Source organism: Thermopolyspora flexuosa (genome assembly GCF_006716785.1).
Taxonomy (GTDB): Bacteria; Actinomycetota; Actinomycetes; order Streptosporangiales; family Streptosporangiaceae; genus Thermopolyspora; species Thermopolyspora flexuosa.
The window spans coordinates 1,296,722-1,313,049 of the sequence record NZ_VFPQ01000001.1; the positions used below are offsets into that span (position 1 = coordinate 1,296,722).

14 protein-coding genes are annotated in these 16,328 nt (G+C 73.2%); 12 read left to right on the forward strand and 2 right to left on the reverse strand.

Annotated features, from left to right (window positions below):
• Positions 1–110 precede the first annotated feature (110 nt).
• The 6 genes from rplU (at position 111) to FHX40_RS05735 (ending at position 6,732) form a co-directional block, all read left to right on the forward strand.
• Positions 111–425 (forward strand): 50S ribosomal protein L21, encoded by a 315-nt coding sequence (gene rplU / locus FHX40_RS05710; protein ID WP_142258639.1) that lies wholly within the window; start codon positions 111–113, stop codon positions 423–425.
• 177 nt (positions 426–602) lie between these two features.
• Positions 603–866 carry a 50S ribosomal protein L27 gene (rpmA, locus tag FHX40_RS05715; protein ID WP_142258640.1) on the forward strand — a complete coding sequence of 88 codons (264 nt, stop codon included), beginning with the start codon at positions 603–605 and terminating at the stop codon, positions 864–866.
• Positions 867–1,001: 135 nt separating this feature from the next.
• A complete protein-coding gene (gene obgE / locus FHX40_RS05720) occupies positions 1,002–2,357 on the forward strand; it encodes a GTPase ObgE (RefSeq protein ID WP_142258641.1) in 1,356 nt (451 codons plus the stop codon).
• 148 nt (positions 2,358–2,505) lie between these two features.
• On the forward strand, positions 2,506–3,645 hold the full coding sequence (gene proB / locus FHX40_RS05725; protein ID WP_229788604.1) for a glutamate 5-kinase: 1,140 nt from the start codon (positions 2,506–2,508) through the stop codon (positions 3,643–3,645).
• Between the two features lie 10 nt (positions 3,646–3,655).
• Positions 3,656–4,981 (forward strand): glutamate-5-semialdehyde dehydrogenase, encoded by a 1,326-nt coding sequence (locus tag FHX40_RS05730; protein WP_142258642.1) that lies wholly within the window; start codon positions 3,656–3,658, stop codon positions 4,979–4,981.
• A gap of 98 nt (positions 4,982–5,079) precedes the next feature.
• Complete coding sequence (locus FHX40_RS05735) at positions 5,080–6,732, forward strand: serine/threonine-protein kinase (protein WP_142258643.1); 1,653 nt, start codon at positions 5,080–5,082, stop codon at positions 6,730–6,732.
• 75 nt (positions 6,733–6,807) lie between these two features.
• Here the strand turns inward: FHX40_RS05735 and FHX40_RS05740 are convergent, their stop codons facing one another.
• A complete protein-coding gene (locus FHX40_RS05740) occupies positions 6,808–7,821 on the reverse strand; it encodes a M48 family metallopeptidase (protein WP_142258644.1) in 1,014 nt (337 codons plus the stop codon).
• A 229-nt stretch (positions 7,822–8,050) separates the two neighbouring features.
• On the opposite strand from FHX40_RS05740, the gene nadD reads away from it, so the two are divergent.
• The 5 genes from nadD (at position 8,051) to selD (ending at position 12,563) form a co-directional block, all read left to right on the forward strand.
• The gene (gene nadD / locus FHX40_RS05745; protein ID WP_142258645.1) at positions 8,051–8,662 is read left to right on the forward strand and encodes a nicotinate-nucleotide adenylyltransferase; all 612 of its coding nucleotides are present in this window, start codon (positions 8,051–8,053) and stop codon (positions 8,660–8,662) included.
• Positions 8,663–8,779: 117 nt separating this feature from the next.
• Entirely contained in the window at positions 8,780–9,187 is a 408-nt protein-coding gene (rsfS, locus tag FHX40_RS05750; protein ID WP_142258646.1) for a ribosome silencing factor, read from the forward strand.
• Positions 9,184–9,819 (forward strand): histidine phosphatase family protein, encoded by a 636-nt coding sequence (locus FHX40_RS05755; protein WP_142258647.1) that lies wholly within the window; start codon positions 9,184–9,186, stop codon positions 9,817–9,819. Before rsfS ends, FHX40_RS05755 begins: the two co-directional genes overlap by 4 nt.
• 596 nt (positions 9,820–10,415) lie before the next feature.
• A complete protein-coding gene (locus tag FHX40_RS05760; RefSeq protein WP_142258648.1) occupies positions 10,416–11,519 on the forward strand; it encodes a carboxylate-amine ligase in 1,104 nt (367 codons plus the stop codon).
• Positions 11,520–11,561: 42 nt separating this feature from the next.
• The gene (gene selD / locus FHX40_RS05765) at positions 11,562–12,563 is read left to right on the forward strand and encodes a selenide, water dikinase SelD (RefSeq protein WP_211350176.1); all 1,002 of its coding nucleotides are present in this window, start codon (positions 11,562–11,564) and stop codon (positions 12,561–12,563) included.
• 170 nt (positions 12,564–12,733) lie between these two features.
• Here the strand turns inward: selD and recQ are convergent, their stop codons facing one another.
• On the reverse strand, positions 12,734–14,866 hold the full coding sequence (gene recQ / locus FHX40_RS05770) for a DNA helicase RecQ (protein WP_211350178.1): 2,133 nt from the start codon (positions 14,864–14,866) through the stop codon (positions 12,734–12,736).
• 196 nt (positions 14,867–15,062) lie between these two features.
• Here recQ and FHX40_RS05775 point away from each other — a divergent pair, with 196 nt between their 5' ends.
• Positions 15,063–16,322 carry an SGNH/GDSL hydrolase family protein gene (locus FHX40_RS05775; protein WP_142258649.1) on the forward strand — a complete coding sequence of 420 codons (1,260 nt, stop codon included), beginning with the start codon at positions 15,063–15,065 and terminating at the stop codon, positions 16,320–16,322.
• Positions 16,323–16,328: the final 6 nt, after the last annotated feature.

Consider the following 16,328-nt stretch of genomic DNA (forward strand, 5'->3'; position numbering starts at 1 on the left):
GTCAATCGGTGCATCCGGTGGTGCCGTCTTCCGCGCCACCCGCTACGTCGCCGATCTCGATGCGACGGTGAAAGCATCTCAGCGAGAGCAGTCAGAAGAAGGGTTCCGCGGTGTACGCGATCGTCCGTTGCGGCGGCAGGCAGGAGAAGGTGTCCGTCGGCGACGTCCTCGAGGTGGACAGGATCGCCGGTGAGGTCGGCTCCACGGTGTCTCTGCCGGCGGTGCTCGTCGTCGACGACGGCGAAGTCACCACCGATGCCGCGGCTCTGAAGAAGTTCAAGGTCACCGCCGAGATCCTCGGCGAGACCAAGGGCCCCAAGATCCACATCCTCAAGTACCGGCCGAAGACCGGCTACAAGAAGCGTCAGGGTCACCGCCAGCGCTACACGCGGATCAAGGTGACCGGGATCTCCGCCGGGCAGTAGTCCTCCGCGGGAGGGCGACGGTGGTCCCCGGCCCTCTCGCCGCGACGCGGGTCCTTCCGCGGGAGGGGGCGTCGGTGATCCGCCGCAGCGCCCCGAGGTGACCTGGGGAGGACACCCGATACCGCTCTCCCGCCGCGACGCCGCGGCGTCGCCATAGACACGAAGGAGTAAGCCGAGATGGCACACAAGAAGGGTGCGTCGTCCACCCGGAACGGCCGCGACTCCAACTCCAAGCGGCTCGGCGTGAAGCGCTTCGGCGGCCAGTTCGTCAAGGCCGGCGAGATCATCGTCCGGCAGCGCGGCACGCACTTCCACCCGGGTAACAACGTCGGCCGGGGCGGCGACGACACGCTGTTCGCGCTCGTCGCGGGGCACGTGCAGTTCGGCCGGGTGCGGGGCCGCAGGGCCGTGAGCATCGTCCCCGTCCCCGTCGCGGAGTAGATCCGCGACGTCGGTAACGTCACACGAGACAAGGCGGATCGAACGTTCGATCCGCCTTATCGTTTTTGACCGGGATCGCGGGATCGGCCGATCCGGAACGCGATCCGCGAGAGCAGGGAAACGTGAGGGCAGGCCGTGGCTGAGTTCGTGGACCGCGTGGTCCTCCACGTCAAGGCGGGCGATGGGGGACACGGCTGCGCATCCATCCGCCGGGAGAAGTTCAAGCCGCTCGGCGGCCCCGACGGCGGGAACGGCGGCCGCGGCGGCGACGTGATCCTGGAGGTGGACCCCAACACCTCCACGCTGATCGACTACCACCACCGCCCGCACCGCCGGGCCGAGTCCGGCAAGCAGGGCATGGGCTCCAACCGGGACGGCGCGAACGGCGCCGACCTCGTGCTGCCGGTGCCGAACGGGACGGTGGTGAAGGACGCCAGGACCGGGGAGGTCCTCGTCGACCTGGTCGGGGTCGGCACCCGGTACGTCGCGGCGCAGGGCGGGCGCGGCGGCCTCGGCAACGCGGCCCTCGCCTCCCCGCGGCGCAAGGCGCCCGGGTTCGCGCTGCTCGGCGAGCCGGGCGAGGAACGCGACCTCGTCCTCGAGCTGAAGACGGTCGCGGACGTGGCGCTCGTCGGCTTCCCCAACGCGGGCAAGTCCTCGCTGATCGCCGCGATCTCCGCGGCCCGGCCGAAGATCGCCGACTACCCGTTCACCACGCTCGTGCCCAACCTCGGCGTGGTCACCGCCGGGGACGTCGTCTACACGGTGGCCGACGTGCCCGGCCTCATCCCCGGCGCCTCCCAGGGCAAGGGGCTGGGGCACGAGTTCCTGCGGCACGTGGAGCGCTGCTCGACGCTGGTGCACGTGCTCGACTGCGCCACGCTGGAGCCGGGCCGCGACCCGGTCAGCGACTACGAGGTGATCGAGGCCGAGCTCGCCGCGTACGGCGCGCTGGAGGACCGGCCGCGCATGGCCGTGCTCAACAAGGTGGACGTGCCCGAGGCGCGGGAGCTCGCCGAGCTGGTCCGGCCCATGCTCGAGGAGCGCGGGCTGCGGGTGTTCGAGGTGTCGGCCGCCACCCACGAGGGGCTGCGGGAGCTGTCGTTCGCGATGGCGGAGATGGTCGCCGCCGCGCGCGCGGCCCGCCCGGTCGAGGAGCCCACCCGGCTCGTGATCCGCCCGCCGCGGCTGGGCGACGCGGGCTTCGAGGTGCGGCGCATCGACGAGAACACCTTCCAGATCGTGGGGGAGAAGCCGGAGCGCTGGATCCGGCAGACCGACTTCGGCAACGACGAGGCCGTCGGCTACCTCGCCGAGCGCCTCGCCAAGCTCGGCGTGGAGGAGGCCCTCGCCAAGGCGGGCGCCACCGAGGGCGTCGATGTGATCATCGGCCCGCTCGACGGCGGCTACGTGTTCGACTGGCGCCCGGACGTGACCGCCGGGCCCAGCCGGGGGCCGCGCGGCACCGACGACCGCGTGTCGCAAAGCTGATGACGACCGGCCTGCGCGGCCGGGCGGCCGGCGCGGGCCGGGGCGGCGTGCGGCCCCGCCGCGGCCGCATGATCGGATGTGGGTGAACGCCGGTGCGGCCCGCCGTACGGCGCGCACGGCGTGCCGCGGGCGTGGCAGGAGACCGGAAGTGAACGGAGGGGTAGTGGATCGCGAGCGGGTGCGGACGGCGAACCGGCTGGTCGTGAAGGTGGGGTCGTCGTCGCTCACCACCCCGCAGGGCATGATCGACGGTGACCGGGTGGACGCGCTGGTCGACGTGCTCGCCGCGCAGCGCAACGCCGGCCGGCAGATCGTCCTCGTCTCGTCCGGGGCGATCGCCGCCGGGCTCGGCCCGCTGGGGCTGACCGCCCGGCCCCGGGACCTCGCCACCCAGCAGGCCGCCGCGTCGGTGGGGCAGGGCGTGCTGGTCGCCCGGTACACCTCCTCGTTCGCCCGGTACGGCCTGCGGGTCGGGCAGGTGCTGCTCACCGCCGACGACATGATGCGCCGCTCCCACCATCGCAACGCGCAGCGCGCGCTCGCCAAGCTGCTCGACCTCGGCATCGTGCCGGTGGTGAACGAGAACGACACCGTCGCCACCGACGAGATCCGGTTCGGCGACAACGACCGGCTCGCCGCCCTGGTCGCGCACCTGATCCACGCCGACGCGCTGATCCTGCTGTCGGACGTGGACGCGCTGTACGACGGCGACCCGCGGCGGCCCGGGGCGCGGCGCATCCCCGAGGTGCGCGGCCCGGAGGACCTCGTCGGCGTCGAGCTCGGCAAGTCCGGCCGGGTCGGCACCGGCGGCATGATCACCAAGGTGCAGGCGGCGCGGATCGCCACCGGGGCCGGGGTCCCGGTCGTGCTCACCGCGGCCGCGTACGCGGCCCAGGCGCTGAGCGGCGCCGACGTCGGCACCTACTTCCACCCCCAGGGCAGGCACCCGGGCACGCGGCTGCTGTGGCTCGCGCACGCCACCACCGGGCGGGGCCGGCTGTGGCTCGACGCCGGTGCGGTGGAGGCGATCGTCACCCACCGCAAGTCGCTGCTGCCCGCCGGGGTCACCGCCGTGGAGGGCGACTTCTCCGCCGGCGACCCGGTGGACCTGTGCGGCCCGCACGGCGAGACGGTGGCGCGCGGGCTGGTCAACTACGACGCGGCCGAGATCCCCGAGCTGCTCGGCCGGTCCACCCGCGAGCTCGCGGCCACCCTCGGCCCCGAGTACGAGAGGGAACTCGTCCACCGCGACGACATCGTCATACTGGAACCCCTGACCGGAGCGTAGGGAGAGCGATATGGCCGACTCAGTGAGGGCCGACGACCGCGCGGCCGAAGAGTTTCTGCAGGTCGCCAAGGCGGCCAGGAAGGCCGCCACCGTGCTCGCGCCGCTGCCGCGCGCCCCCAAGGACGCCGCGCTGCGCGCGATCGCCGACGCCCTGCTGGGCCGTACCGAGGAGATCGTCGCGGCGAACGAGAAGGACGTGGCCCGCGCCCGCGAGTCCGGCACCTCCGAGGCGATGATCGACCGGCTGCGGCTCGACGCCGGGCGGGTGGCGGCGATCGCCGAGGCGGTGCGCCAGGTGGCGGACCTGCCCGACCCGGTCGGTGAGGTGGTGCGCGGGAGCACGCTGCCGAACGGGCTGGAGCTGCGGCAGATCCGGGTGCCGCTCGGCGTGGTCGGCATGATCTACGAGGGGCGGCCGAACGTCACCGTGGACGCCGCCGCGCTCTGCCTGAAGAGCGGGAACGCGGCGCTGCTGCGCGGCTCGTCGAGCGCGTACGAGTCGAACACCGCGCTGGTGCGGGTGATGCGGGACGCCCTCGCCGGCACCGAGGTGCCGCAGGACGCGGTGCAGCTCGTGCCGGGCACCGACCGCGAGTCGGCCAGGCGGCTCATGCGGGCGCGCGGGCTGGTGGACGTGCTGATCCCGCGCGGCGGCGCGTCGCTGATCAACTCGGTGGTGGAGGAGTCGACGGTCCCGGTGATCGAGACCGGGGTGGGCAACTGCCACGTGTACGTCGACGCCGAGGCCGACCTCGACATCGCCGTGGAGATCCTCGTCAACGCCAAGACGCAGCGGCCGTCGGTGTGCAACGCGGCCGAGACGTTCCTGGTGCACGAGGCGGTCGCCGAGGAGTTCCTGCCGCGGGCGCTGCGCGCGCTCGGCGCGGCCGGGGTCACCGTGCACGGCGACAAGCGCGTGCTGGAGATCGCGGCCGGGGTGCCGGACGGGGCGAAGGTGGTCGAGGCGACCGAGGACGACTTCTACGCCGAGTACCTCTCGCTCGACATCGCCGCGGCGGTGGTCGGCTCGCTCGACGAGGCCGTGGAGCACATCCGCACGTACGGCTCGGCGCACACGGACGCGATCGTGACCCGGTCGATGGCGAACGCCCGCCGGTTCGTCGCGATGGTGGACTCCGCGGCGGTGGCGGTGAACGCCTCGACGCGGTTCACCGACGGCGGCGAGTTCGGGTTCGGCGCGGAGATCGGCATCTCCACCCAGAAGCTGCACGCCCGCGGCCCGATGGGCCTGCCGGAGCTCACCTCCACCAAGTGGGTGTACACCGGCGAGGGGCACCTGCGGACCTCCTCGGGTACGGTGATCGCCGGGCGGTGAACCCCTGGGCGCCGCGCGGCGAATCGGTAACCGTTCGCTGCGAGTTCGGCGTGCCGCGTGGGCCTTTTGGGTTCTGGAACGCTAACGTTTTACCTCCTATGGGTGGACGGCGGGCGGGCAACCTGGGTCGGGTCGGCCCGTACACGCTCTATGAGCGGCTCGGGCGCGGCGGCATGGGCGAGGTCTACCTCGCCCGCGACCGCCGCGGTCGGCGCGTCGCCATCAAGCTGCTGCGCAGCATGATCGAGGACGACCCGGCGGCGCGCATGCGCCTCGACCGCGAGGTGCGGGCGCTGCGCCGGGTGGAGAGCCCGTACGTGGCGACCGTGCTCGACGCCGACCTCTCCGGCGACCGGCCGTACCTGGTGATGGAGTACATCGAGGGCGACACGCTGCTCGAGACGGTACGGCGGGACGGCCCGCTCGGCGACGCCGAACTGCTCGCCCTCGCGCACGGGCTCGCCAGCGCGCTCGCGGTGATCCACGCGGCCGGGGTGGTGCACCGCGACCTGAAACCGGCGAACGTGATCCTCTCGTCGCGCGGGCCGGTGCTCATCGACTTCGGCATCGCGCACGTGGTGGACGCCACCCGGGTGACCGACACCGGGGTCTTCCTCGGCACCCCCGGGTACGCGGCGCCGGAGCTGTTCGCCGGGGAGCCGGTGGGTGAGGCAGCGGACCTGCACGCCTGGGGCGCGACCGTGGCGTTCGCGGCGACCGGGCGGCCCACCTTCGGCCGCGGGTCGGCCGAGGCGCAGATGTACGCGATCCTGCACGGCCAGGCCGACCTTGCGGGCGTGCCCGCGGCGCTGCTGCCGCACATCCGGGCGGCGCTGCACCGGGAGCCGGACAAGCGCCCGGCGGCCGCGCTGCTCGCGTCCCGGCTCGACCGGCTCATGCGGGCCTCCACGCCGCAGTCCCGCGCGGTGGTGCGGGGCCGCCGCAGGCCGCCGCAGATCGCCCGGGCCCGCGGCGCGGGCGCGCGGGCGGACGCGGACGTGGCCTCCCCGCCGGACGGTCCGCGCGCGGCCGAGGGGGCGCTGGAGGGCGTGCGCGCGGCGGGGCCGCGCGAGGCCGGGGCGCGTGACGCGGACGTGGCGCGGGAGCCGGGGGTCCGGGACGCCGGTCCGCGGGAGCCCGGTGGGCCGCGGGGCGCGGGGCGCATGCGGCTGCGGCGCCGTACCGGCCACGGGCCGCCGGGGGAGGCGGTGGACGAGCCCCGGTCGCCGGAGCGCTCCTCGGGCGGCGTCGCGGCGCTGTTGCTGCTGGCGCTGCTCGCGGTGCCCGGCGTGGCCGCGTCGGTGGTGTGGGCGCCGGCCACCTTCCTCGTCACCGCCGGCTTCGGCGTGCTCGCCCGCGCGCTGTGGAGCGGTCACGCGCTGGTGCGCGGGCGCAGGCCGGGCTGGGGCCGGGCGCTGCTGCGGCTGGCCACCTTCCCGCTGATGCTGGCGGTCTCCGTGGTCACCGCGGTGGTCTGGCCGGGCCTGGTGGCGGGCGCGAGCGCGGCGCTGAGCCTGTGGCTCGCCTCGGGCCTGCGCGAGCCGCAGGACTGGTGGAGCCTGCCCGGGCCGATCACGCTCGCCGGGGTGGTGTTCGGCATCGTGTGCGGCGGCATCATCGACCGCGAGGTGGATCGCGCCGGGATGCGCATGCCCGAGCTGCGCAGGGACGTGCTGCGCGCCCTCGCGCTGCTCGGCGGCTTCGTCGCGATCTGCGCCGCCGCGGTACGGGCGGTGGTGGTGTTCCTCTGACCCGCCGCATGCGGGGATGCGTCCGGGCGGACCCGCCGTGCGTCCGCCCGGGGACGGGGTTCCGGCTTCCGGCGGTCAGCCGGTCCGCCGGGCGAAGCGGTTGAAGATGCGCTCGCCCGCGCTCACCGCGCTCTCCGCGACGTCGCGGAGCACGCCGATGAACGGGTCCTGGGACTGCGACCAGGACTCGCGGTAGGCGCGCGCGGCCTCCTTGATCTCCTCGCTGATCCGCACGTTCCGGTCGTCCTCGCGGCGCGGGTAGTCGCCGCTCAGGATCGCCTCGTACGCGCCGCTGCGGCGCCACCGGTCGAGCTCGGCGACGCGGACCACGGCGAACGGGTGGGTGGTGCCGAGCAGGTTGAGCACCTTCAGCAGGCCGTCGCGCACGTCCCCGGCGGTGTCGTACTCGCGGGCCTGGTCGAGGAACGCCTCGATGTTCATCTCGTGCAGGCGGGTGCCGCCGGCGAGCTTCATCAGCGCGCGCATCGCGGCGTCCGGGTCCTGGCCGCACAGCAGGCCGCCGCGGTCGCACGACAGCTCGGACTTGCGGAACCACTCCTCGAGCCCGGCGACGATGGCGCGCAGGCCGATGTAACCGAGCGGGATCCACGCCACCCGGGTGGCGAGCCGGGTGAGGATGAGCAGCATGGTGCGGTAGACCGCGTGCCCGGAGAGGATGTGCGCGGTCTCGTGCCCGATGACGAAGCGCAGCTCCTCCTCGTCGAGGAGGTCGAGCGTGCCCGTGGTGACCACGATGAACGGGTCGTCGAACCCGATCGCCATCGCGTTCACCGACGGATCCTGCTGGACGTAGATCTCCGGGATCCGCGGCAGGTCGAGGATATAGGCGGCGTCCCGCCCCATCTCGTGCAGCGACCGGAACTGGGTGTCGCTCGTGCGCACCGCCGAGGCGAGCCGCATCAGGCGCAGCCGCCGCTCGCTCACCAGGCCGGAGAGCTGCTTGAGCACCGAGTCGAAGCCGCTGAGCGAACGCATCGCGACCAGCGCCGACCGATCGGCGGGATGTTCATAGGCCCGGGAGCTGATGCCGGGGAGAGGGACGCGTCTGCGATCCGGAATGGTCGTCATGGTCGGCATGCTACGTCCGCATTCGGGGCTCCGCGCGGTTCGCGGAAACCTCGCCGAAACCGGACGCCGACCCTGGCGAGGGCATGCCGGCCCGGCGCACGGTCACGCAGCGTGGCCGGGAGGCGGGATCGGCGGGGCCGCCGCGGGCGGGCCGTACCGTGCCGGAGGGCGGGCGGCGAGGCCGGGGGTGGCTGCGGATCACGGTTCGCCGGGGGTTATCGTCAAAGTCATGAGAAATGGGGCGGAGATCAGGCGTCTCGGCATCATGGGTGGGACGTTCGACCCGATCCACCACGGGCACCTGGTCGCGGCGAGCGAGGTCCAGCACCACTTCCAGCTCGACGAGGTGGTGTTCGTGCCGACCGGGAGACCCTGGCAGAAGGCGGACCGGGAGGTGTCGGACCCGGAGGACCGCTACCTCATGACGGTGATCGCCACGGCGTCCAACCCGCGCTTCTCGGTGAGCCGGGTGGACATCGACCGCCCGGGCCCGACCTACACGCTGGACACGCTGCGTGACATCGCGGCGCTGTACGGGCCGGACGTGGAGCTTTACTTCATCACGGGTGCCGACGCGCTCGCCCAGATCCTTAGCTGGCGGAACGCGGAGGAGATGTTTAAGATCGCGCACTTCGTCGGCTGCACCCGCCCGGGGCACGTGCTCAAGGATCCGGGGCTGCCGGAGGGCAAGGTGAGCCTCATCGAGATCCCCGCCCTCGCCATCTCCTCGTCCGAATGCCGCCAGCGCGTCGCCGCAGGTGAGCCGATCTGGTACCTGGTGCCGGACGGGATCGTGCAGTACATCAACAAGCGTCACCTCTACCGGCGGAAGCAGGGGTAGCTGTTCATCCCGATTACGCTGGTGACAAACGGGGTTGTACCAACGGGGGGACAGTGGGCACCCTGAAGGGGTAGACACCCGCAGGGGTTCGCTCACCCAGGAGGACGAAACCGCATCGTGGCCGCATCCCAGAGATCACTCGAGCTGGTGAGGGTCGCCGCCGAGGCCGCGGCGGACAAGCTGGCCGACGACATCATCGCCTACGACGTCAGCGAACAGCTCGTCATCACCGACGCGTTCCTGCTCTGCTCGGCGCCGAACGACCGGCAGGTACGCGCCATCGTCGACGAGATCGAGGAGCGGATGCGGGTCAGGGCGGACGCCAAGCCCGTACGCCGGGAGGGTGAGCGCGAGGGCCGCTGGGTGCTGCTCGACTTCGTCGACGTCGTCGTGCACGTGCAGCACGAGGAGGACCGCGCCTACTACGCCCTCGAGCGGCTGTGGAAGGACTGCCCGGTCATCCCGCTCCCCGAGACGGTGGCGCAGCTCGCGGCACAGCGGGCGCGCGGGGGAGCGGCCTCGTGAGCCGGCGGGTGGTCTGCTGGCGGCACGGTCAGACCAGGTGGAACGTCGAACACCGTTTCCAGGGGCACACCGACATCGAGCTCGACGAGACCGGGGTGGCGCAGGCCGCCCGGGCGGCCTCGCTGCTCGCCTCGCTGAAGCCGTCCCTCATCGTCTCCTCCGACCTGCGGCGCGCGTACGACACCGCGGCGCACCTCGCCCGGCTCACCGGGCTTGACATCAACGTCGACAAGGACCTGCGGGAGCGGTCCGGAGGCGACTGGGAAGGGCTCACCAGCCAGGAGATCAAGGAGCGCTGGCCGCACGAGTACGCGATCTGGTCGATCCCGAACGGCGAGCCCGCATCGGCGGTCGCGACGCGGGTGGCCGACGCGATCCGGCGCTGGGCCGAGCGGATCGAGGAGGACCAGGTGCTCGTCGTGGTCTCGCACGGCGCGGCGATCCGGTTCGGCCTCGCCCACCTGCTCGGGCTGCCCGAGGAGCTGTGGCACGCGCTCGGCGGGTTGAGCAACTGCTCCTGGTCGGTGGTCGAGCAGGGCCGGTCCGGCTGGCGGCTCATGGAGCACAACGCCGGCACCCTGCCCGAGCCGGTGCGCAGCGACGACATCGCGGTCCAGACCGAGGAAACCTGACCGGGGACCCGGTCCTCCGGGGCACCCAGGGCCTTCTCGGCCCGTGGTTCCGCAGGGGTCCGGCCGCCGCATGTCCTCGAAGCTCCTAGGGGGAACCACGTCGTTGGGCGGCGGCACGTCCCTTCGCGCCGGTGCCGCGGGAACCGCGAAACGCGCCGCACGGTCGAGGGTCCCTGCGTGCCGGGCACCGCTTGCCGTGCCTGGGCGGCGTGCCGTGGCCCACGAGGTCCGGCTTGTTCATTTCTCGTCGGTTGTGCCCGTCGCTGGGCCGAGGGTGGTTCGCTCGGCTTGAGACCGGCCTGCCCGCACACGGATGGTGTCGTGCGGCCTCCGGCGGCCCCGGAGCCGGATAGCCGCGCGGAGGATCGCATGAGCCGGTCGGGCCAGGACGCGAAGGTGCCCTTGGTGGCCCGCCGGGCCGCGTGGCAGCGGCGTGTGCGACGGTAGCGCCTGCGGAAGCCCGTCGGCGCTCCTTCGTCACGCGACGGGCCGGGGTGAACACGGGACGTCGCCGGGTGGATTGTCCGGTCGAATACCTTTTTGCGATAACTTCGCGAACTCCGAAGTGTGCGGGTGGATGCGGGTATTTCTCCCGCATGGATTACAACGTCGCAGTAGGGATCGAGGAAGAATTCCACATCGTCGATCTCGCCACACGCGCTCTGGTGCCACGCGCCGGTGAGGTACTCGAGCGTCTGTCGGGCGGGCGCTACGCCGCCGAGATGCAGCGTTCGGTGGTGGAGACGAACACCCTGCCGTGGCTCTACCTCGCGGACCTGCGCAAGGACCTCACCGAGCTGCGGGCGAGGCTGATCGAGGCCGCCCGGCCGCTCGGCCTCGCGCCCGTGGCGGCGGGCACCGCCCCGCTCACCGATCCGGACGCCTACGCCTTCACCGAGGGGGAGCGGTACGGGTTCCTGCGCGACCGCTACCAGCTGCTCGCCTGGCAGCAGATGGTGTGCAGCATGCAGGTGCACGCCGACGTCGCGGACCGCGACCTCGCCGTCGCCGTGGCCCAGCGGGTCCAGCCCTACTTACCCGTGTTCCTCGCACTCAGCGTCAGCTCGCCGTACTGGATGGGCCGGGACAGCGGATATCTGAGCAGCCGGACGATGGCCTGGCAGCGCTGGCCCACCGCCGGACCGGCCGGTCCGTTCGCCAACGCCGCCGAGTACGACCAGGCGGTGGCGGATCTGGTGCGGGCGGGCGCGATGCTCGACGCCGGGATGATCTACTTCGACGTGCGGCCGTCGGCGCACGTGCCGACCGTGGAGCTGCGCGTCTGCGACGCCACGCCGCTGATCGAGGACGTGATCCTGATCGCGGCCCTGTTCCGCGCCCTCGTCATCAAGGAGTGCGCGGCCGCCGCCGCGGGCGAGCCCCTTCCCCCGGTACGGCCGGCCCTGGCCCGGGCGGCCGCGTGGCGGGCGGCCCGGTACGGCCTCGAGGGCGACATCGTGACCGTGCTCGACCCGGTGCCGGTGCCCGCGCGGGAGCGGGTGGAGAGCCTGCTGGAGGAGCTTCGCCCGATCCTCGTCGCGCTGGGCGACTGGCCGACGGTGCGGGAGCTCGCCGACGCCGCGTTCGCGCGGGGCAGCTCGGCCGCGCGGCAGCGCGCCGCCTACGCCGAGCGCGGGGAGCTCGCCGACGTGGTCGACCAGCTGGTGGCCGAGACCGCGAGCTGCCTCGGCATGCCGTGAGCCTTCCCCGATCCGGCCGGTCCACGTACCTAGCATGGGTGCGTGGCGGCGCTGACCAAACGACTGACGCACTACGCGACGGGCGGCGGATGTGCGTGCAAGATCCCTCCAGGGGAGCTGGAGGACGTGCTGGCGGGCCTCGGGGTGGCCGCGCCGGCGAACGCGCCCGGTGAGATCGTCGTCGGCCTTGAGAACGGGGACGACGCGGCGGTGGTCAGGGTTGCTGGCGACAACGCCGTCGTCAGCACCGTCGACTTCTTCACCCCCGTGGTGGATGATCCGTTCGACTGGGGCAGGATCGCCGCCGCCAACGCGCTGTCGGACGTCTACGCGATGGGCGGCAGGCCCGTCGTCGCGGTGAACCTGCTGTGCTGGCCGCGTGACGTGCTCCCGTACGACGTGGCCGTGGAGGTGCTGCGCGGTGGCGCGCAGATGGCCGCGCAGGCCGGATGCCACGTCGCGGGCGGCCACAGCGTGGACGACCCCCAGCCGAAGTACGGCCTCGCGGTGACCGGCCTCGCCGACCCCGACCGCCTGCTCCGCAGCGACGCGGGAGAGCCCGGCATGCCGCTGTCGCTCACCAAGCCGCTCGGCCTGGGCGTGCTGAACAACCGCCACAAGGCGACCGGCGAGGTGTTCCCCGAGGCGATCGCCACGATGACCCGCCTCAACGACGAGGCGTCCGCCGCCGCGCTCGCCGCGGGCATCCGCTGCGCCACCGACGTCACCGGCTTCGGCCTGCTCGGCCACGTCTACAAGCTCGCCCGCGCCTCCGGCGTCACCGCGGTCATCGACGCCGCGGCCGTGCCCTTCCTCGAGGGCGCCCGCGAGGCGGTACGCGACGGCTACGTCCCGGGCGGCACCCGCCGCAACCTCGCCTGGGTGACCCCGGTGACCGACTTCGGCACCACCGACGAGGAAACCCGCCTCCTCCTCGCCGATGCCCAGACCTCCGGCGGCCTCCTCCTCGCCGGCGAGATCCCCGGCGCCCCCGTCATCGGCGAACTCCGCCCACCTGGCCCGCACGCCGTGGTGGTGCGCTGATCGCTGCGAATCTCGCGGGTCGGCCCGCCAGGGGGCAATCAAGGAGTTCCGCTGGCCGGTTAACTGGAAGTTGTCTTGTTTCAGAGGGATTCTCTTGACGATCTCGACCCAGGCGGCGACGACCGTGAAATCAACGGCCAACAGGAGGAACAGGAGCTGACCACTCCGGCCTACCACCGAGGCCGGCTCCAATTTCGAACAGCGTCGCGAACCCCCACAGCATCGGCGGCAGCACCCACCCTTGCCTGCTCAAGGGCCGCGATCGCAGTGCTCGCCTGATCATCAGGCCCAGTTTGCTGCGTTTCCGTTGGTCCGTCTGGCCCGTCGCCGAACAGGGTGGCTCCAACCTCTGCAGTGGGTGGGGTACAGCTGGAATCATGGCGGCCGGAGGAGCCGGGGCAAGGTGAGTCCGGCGCGGTGCCGGTGGTGATGGCGAGGATCTGCTCGCCGTACTTGTTGAGCTTGTTCTCGCCGACGCCGCTGATCTCGGAGAGCGCGGCCAGGGTGGTGGGGACGTGCAGGGCGATCTCGCGGAGGGTGGCGTCGTGGAAGACGACGTAGGCCGGGACGCCCTGGGCCTTGGCGGTGGCGGCGCGCCAGGCGCGCAGGCGCTCGAACAGGTCCCGGGCCTCCTCGGGGAGGTCGGTGGTCGCGGCGCGGCGGGCGTCGGAGCGGGTGGCGCGAGCGGTGGTCTCGGCGGGAGCGGAAGCCGCCTGGCGAGCCGGGCGGCGAGGGTCGCGGCGTAGCCGGACCTCGCGGCGGCCGCGCAGCACCTCGGCGCTCGCCTCGGTGAGGGTGAGCACGCTGTAGTCGCCGTGGACGGCGAGCAACCCCTGGGCGAGCAGCTGGCGGACCACGGCGCGCCACTCGGCCTCCGTCAGCTCGGTGCCGACGCCGAAGACGGTGAGGGTGTCGTGGCCGTACTGGGCGACCCTCGGCGTGCGGCGGCCGAGCAGGATGTCGATGACGTGGCCCGCGCCGAACTGCTGGCCGCGTTCCCGGCGCAGCCGGTACACGGCGGACAGCAGCTTCTGCGCGGCGATCGTGCCGTCCCAGGACTCGGGCGGATCGAGGCAGGTGTCGCAGTTGCCGCACGGGCCGTCGAACCGCTCGCCGAAGTAGCCGAGCAGCCCTTTGCGGCGGCACTCGACGGTCTCGCACAGCGCGAGCATCGCGTCGAGCTGCGCGGACAGCCGCCGCCGGTGCGCCTCGTCGCCCTCGGAGGCGTCGATGAGCTTGCGCAGCTGCACCACGTCCTGCAGGCCGTAGGCGAGCCAGGCGGTGGACGGCAGGCCGTCCCGGCCCGCCCGGCCGGTCTCCTGGTAGTAGCCCTCGATCGACTTGGGCAGGTCGAGGTGGGCGACGAAGCGCACGTCCGGCTTGTCGATGCCCATGCCGAACGCGATCGTGGCGACCATGACGAGCCCGTCCTCGCGCAGGAACCGGGCCTGGTGCTCGGCCCGGGTGCGCGCGTCCAGCCCGGCGTGGTACGGCAGCGCGGTGATGCCGTTGGCGACGAGGAACGCGGCGGTCTTCTCCACCGAGGCCCGGGACAGGCAGTAGACGATGCCCGCGTCGCCCGGGTGCTCGGTGCGGATCAGCCGCAGCAGCCGGCGTTTGGGGTCGGACTTGGGCTCGATGCGGTACCGGATGTTGGGCCGGTCGAACCCGGCGACGAAGTGCCGGGCCCGCTCCAGGTCGAGCCGGGCGGCGATCTCGGCGCGCGTGGCGGGCGTGGCCGTGGCGGTGAGCGCGACGCGCGGCACGTGCGGCCACCGCTCGTGCAGCGCGGACAGCTCGAGGTAGTCGGGCCGGAAGTCGTGCCCCCACTGGGCCACGCAGTGCGCCTCGTCGATGGCGAACAGCGCGATCTCGCCCCGGTCGAGCAGCCGCAGCGTCGCCTCCGAGCGCAGCCGCTCCGGGGCGAGGTAGAGCAGGTCGAGCTCGCCGCCGAGGAACTGCGCCTCGACGAAGTGCCGCTCGTCGAGGTCCTGGGCCGAGTTGAGGAACCCGGCGCGCAGCCCCAGGTCGGTGAGCGCGTCCACCTGGTCCTGCATGAGCGCGATCAGCGGCGAGATCACCACCCCGGTGCCCTTCCGGACCAGCGCGGGGATCTGGTAGCAGAGCGACTTGCCGCCGCCCGTCGGCATGATCACGAGCGCGTCGCCGCCCGCGATCACGTGCTCGATGATCTCCTGCTGGCCCGGCCGGAAGGAGTCGTAGCCGAAGACGCGGCGCAGCACGCGGGCGGCCTCGCCGGGCGGGGCCCCGGCGCCGGTGGTGGCGGTCTCTGGGGAGGTCACCCGGCCACTCTATGGGGCGGCCGCGCGCCGCCGGGCCGTACCGCGCCCGCCTGTGGATAACTCGCGCCGCCCGTCCACAAACCGGCCGCCCGTGGCCCCGCCCCGCCGCCGTCGGCCCGACGATGACCACAATGACCTACAGGAGGAGACTCGTGGTGCTCGGCAGGGAGCCGGCGACGGGTAGGAGGCAACGAGCGTGTGTCCTGACCAAGGGCAACGGATCGGGGATCGGGAGCCTTCGACCGGAACGCCGCACGGCGGCGGCGATCGGGAGGCCCCGCCCAGGGCGCTGCGGGACGGCGGCGACGACCGGCCGCCGGGGGCGCGGACCGAGGAGGCCGCGCAGGGCCCGCCGGAGGCACCGCCGGACGCCGCCGGGCGGCCGGGCCGGGGCCGATGGGTACGGCGCCTGGCCGCGCCGGTGGCCGCGGCGGCGGTCGGCGCGGCGCTCGCCGTCGGCGGCGTCCCGGCCGGCCTGTACGACCCGCTCGCCTGCGCGGTCGCCGAGATCGCCTGCCCGCCGAGCCAGGACAACGGCGAGATCCCGGTGCTCCGCCCGATGAGCGCGGCCGAGGTGGCCACGGCCGGCGCGTACGTCGGGCTCGGCGACTCCTACTCCTCCGGCGAGGGCGCGTTCGGCGAGCAGGACGAGCAGGCGCCGGTCAACCCGGGCGCCACCGCGTGCCGCCGGTCCCGGGAGTCCTACGTGCCCCAGGTCGGCGAGGCGTACCGGTTCCCGGAGGGCGTGGAGTTCTGGGCGTGCGGCGGGGCCACCACCCGCGGGGTGCTGCGCGGCCAGCACGGGCACACCCCGCAGATCGAGCGGATCGGCCCGGCCACCAGCCTCGTCACGCTCACCCTGGGCGGGAACGACGCCGGGTTCTCCCCGGTGCTCACCGAGTGCTTCACCCGGGTGACCTGGTCCGACGCCTGCGTGCGGCAGGAGCCCGAGGTACGGCGGCGCATCGAGCGGCTCGGCCACGACCTGTACGAGGTGATCGCCGAGATCCGCCGTCGCGCGCCGCGCGCCCGGATCATCGTCGTCGGCTACCCCCGCCCGTTCCCGAAGAGCCCCGCCGAGGAGGTGCGGGGCCTCGGCCCGCTGCCCGCGGTGAGCCTCACCCCCGATGACCAGCTCTGGCTCAACCGCATGACCAAGGAGCTCGACGACCAGATCGCGCGGGTGGCGAACGGCATCGACCGGCTGATCGCCGCGTTCCGCGGCCAGGGCAGCGTGGAGTACCTCGACGCCTACGACGCGTTCGACGGCCACGAGGTCGGCACCGCGCAGCCGTACCTGAACGGCCTCGTGCTCGAGCTGGGCGTGCCGCCGGTCAATCCGCACAGCTTCCACCCCAACCGGGACGGCTACCGCCGCCTCGGCGAGCTGGTCAAGCAGCGCGTCGCGCAGGGCCCGGACCGGCCGCTGTACAACTACCGCGTCGAGACCCGCTGACCTGCG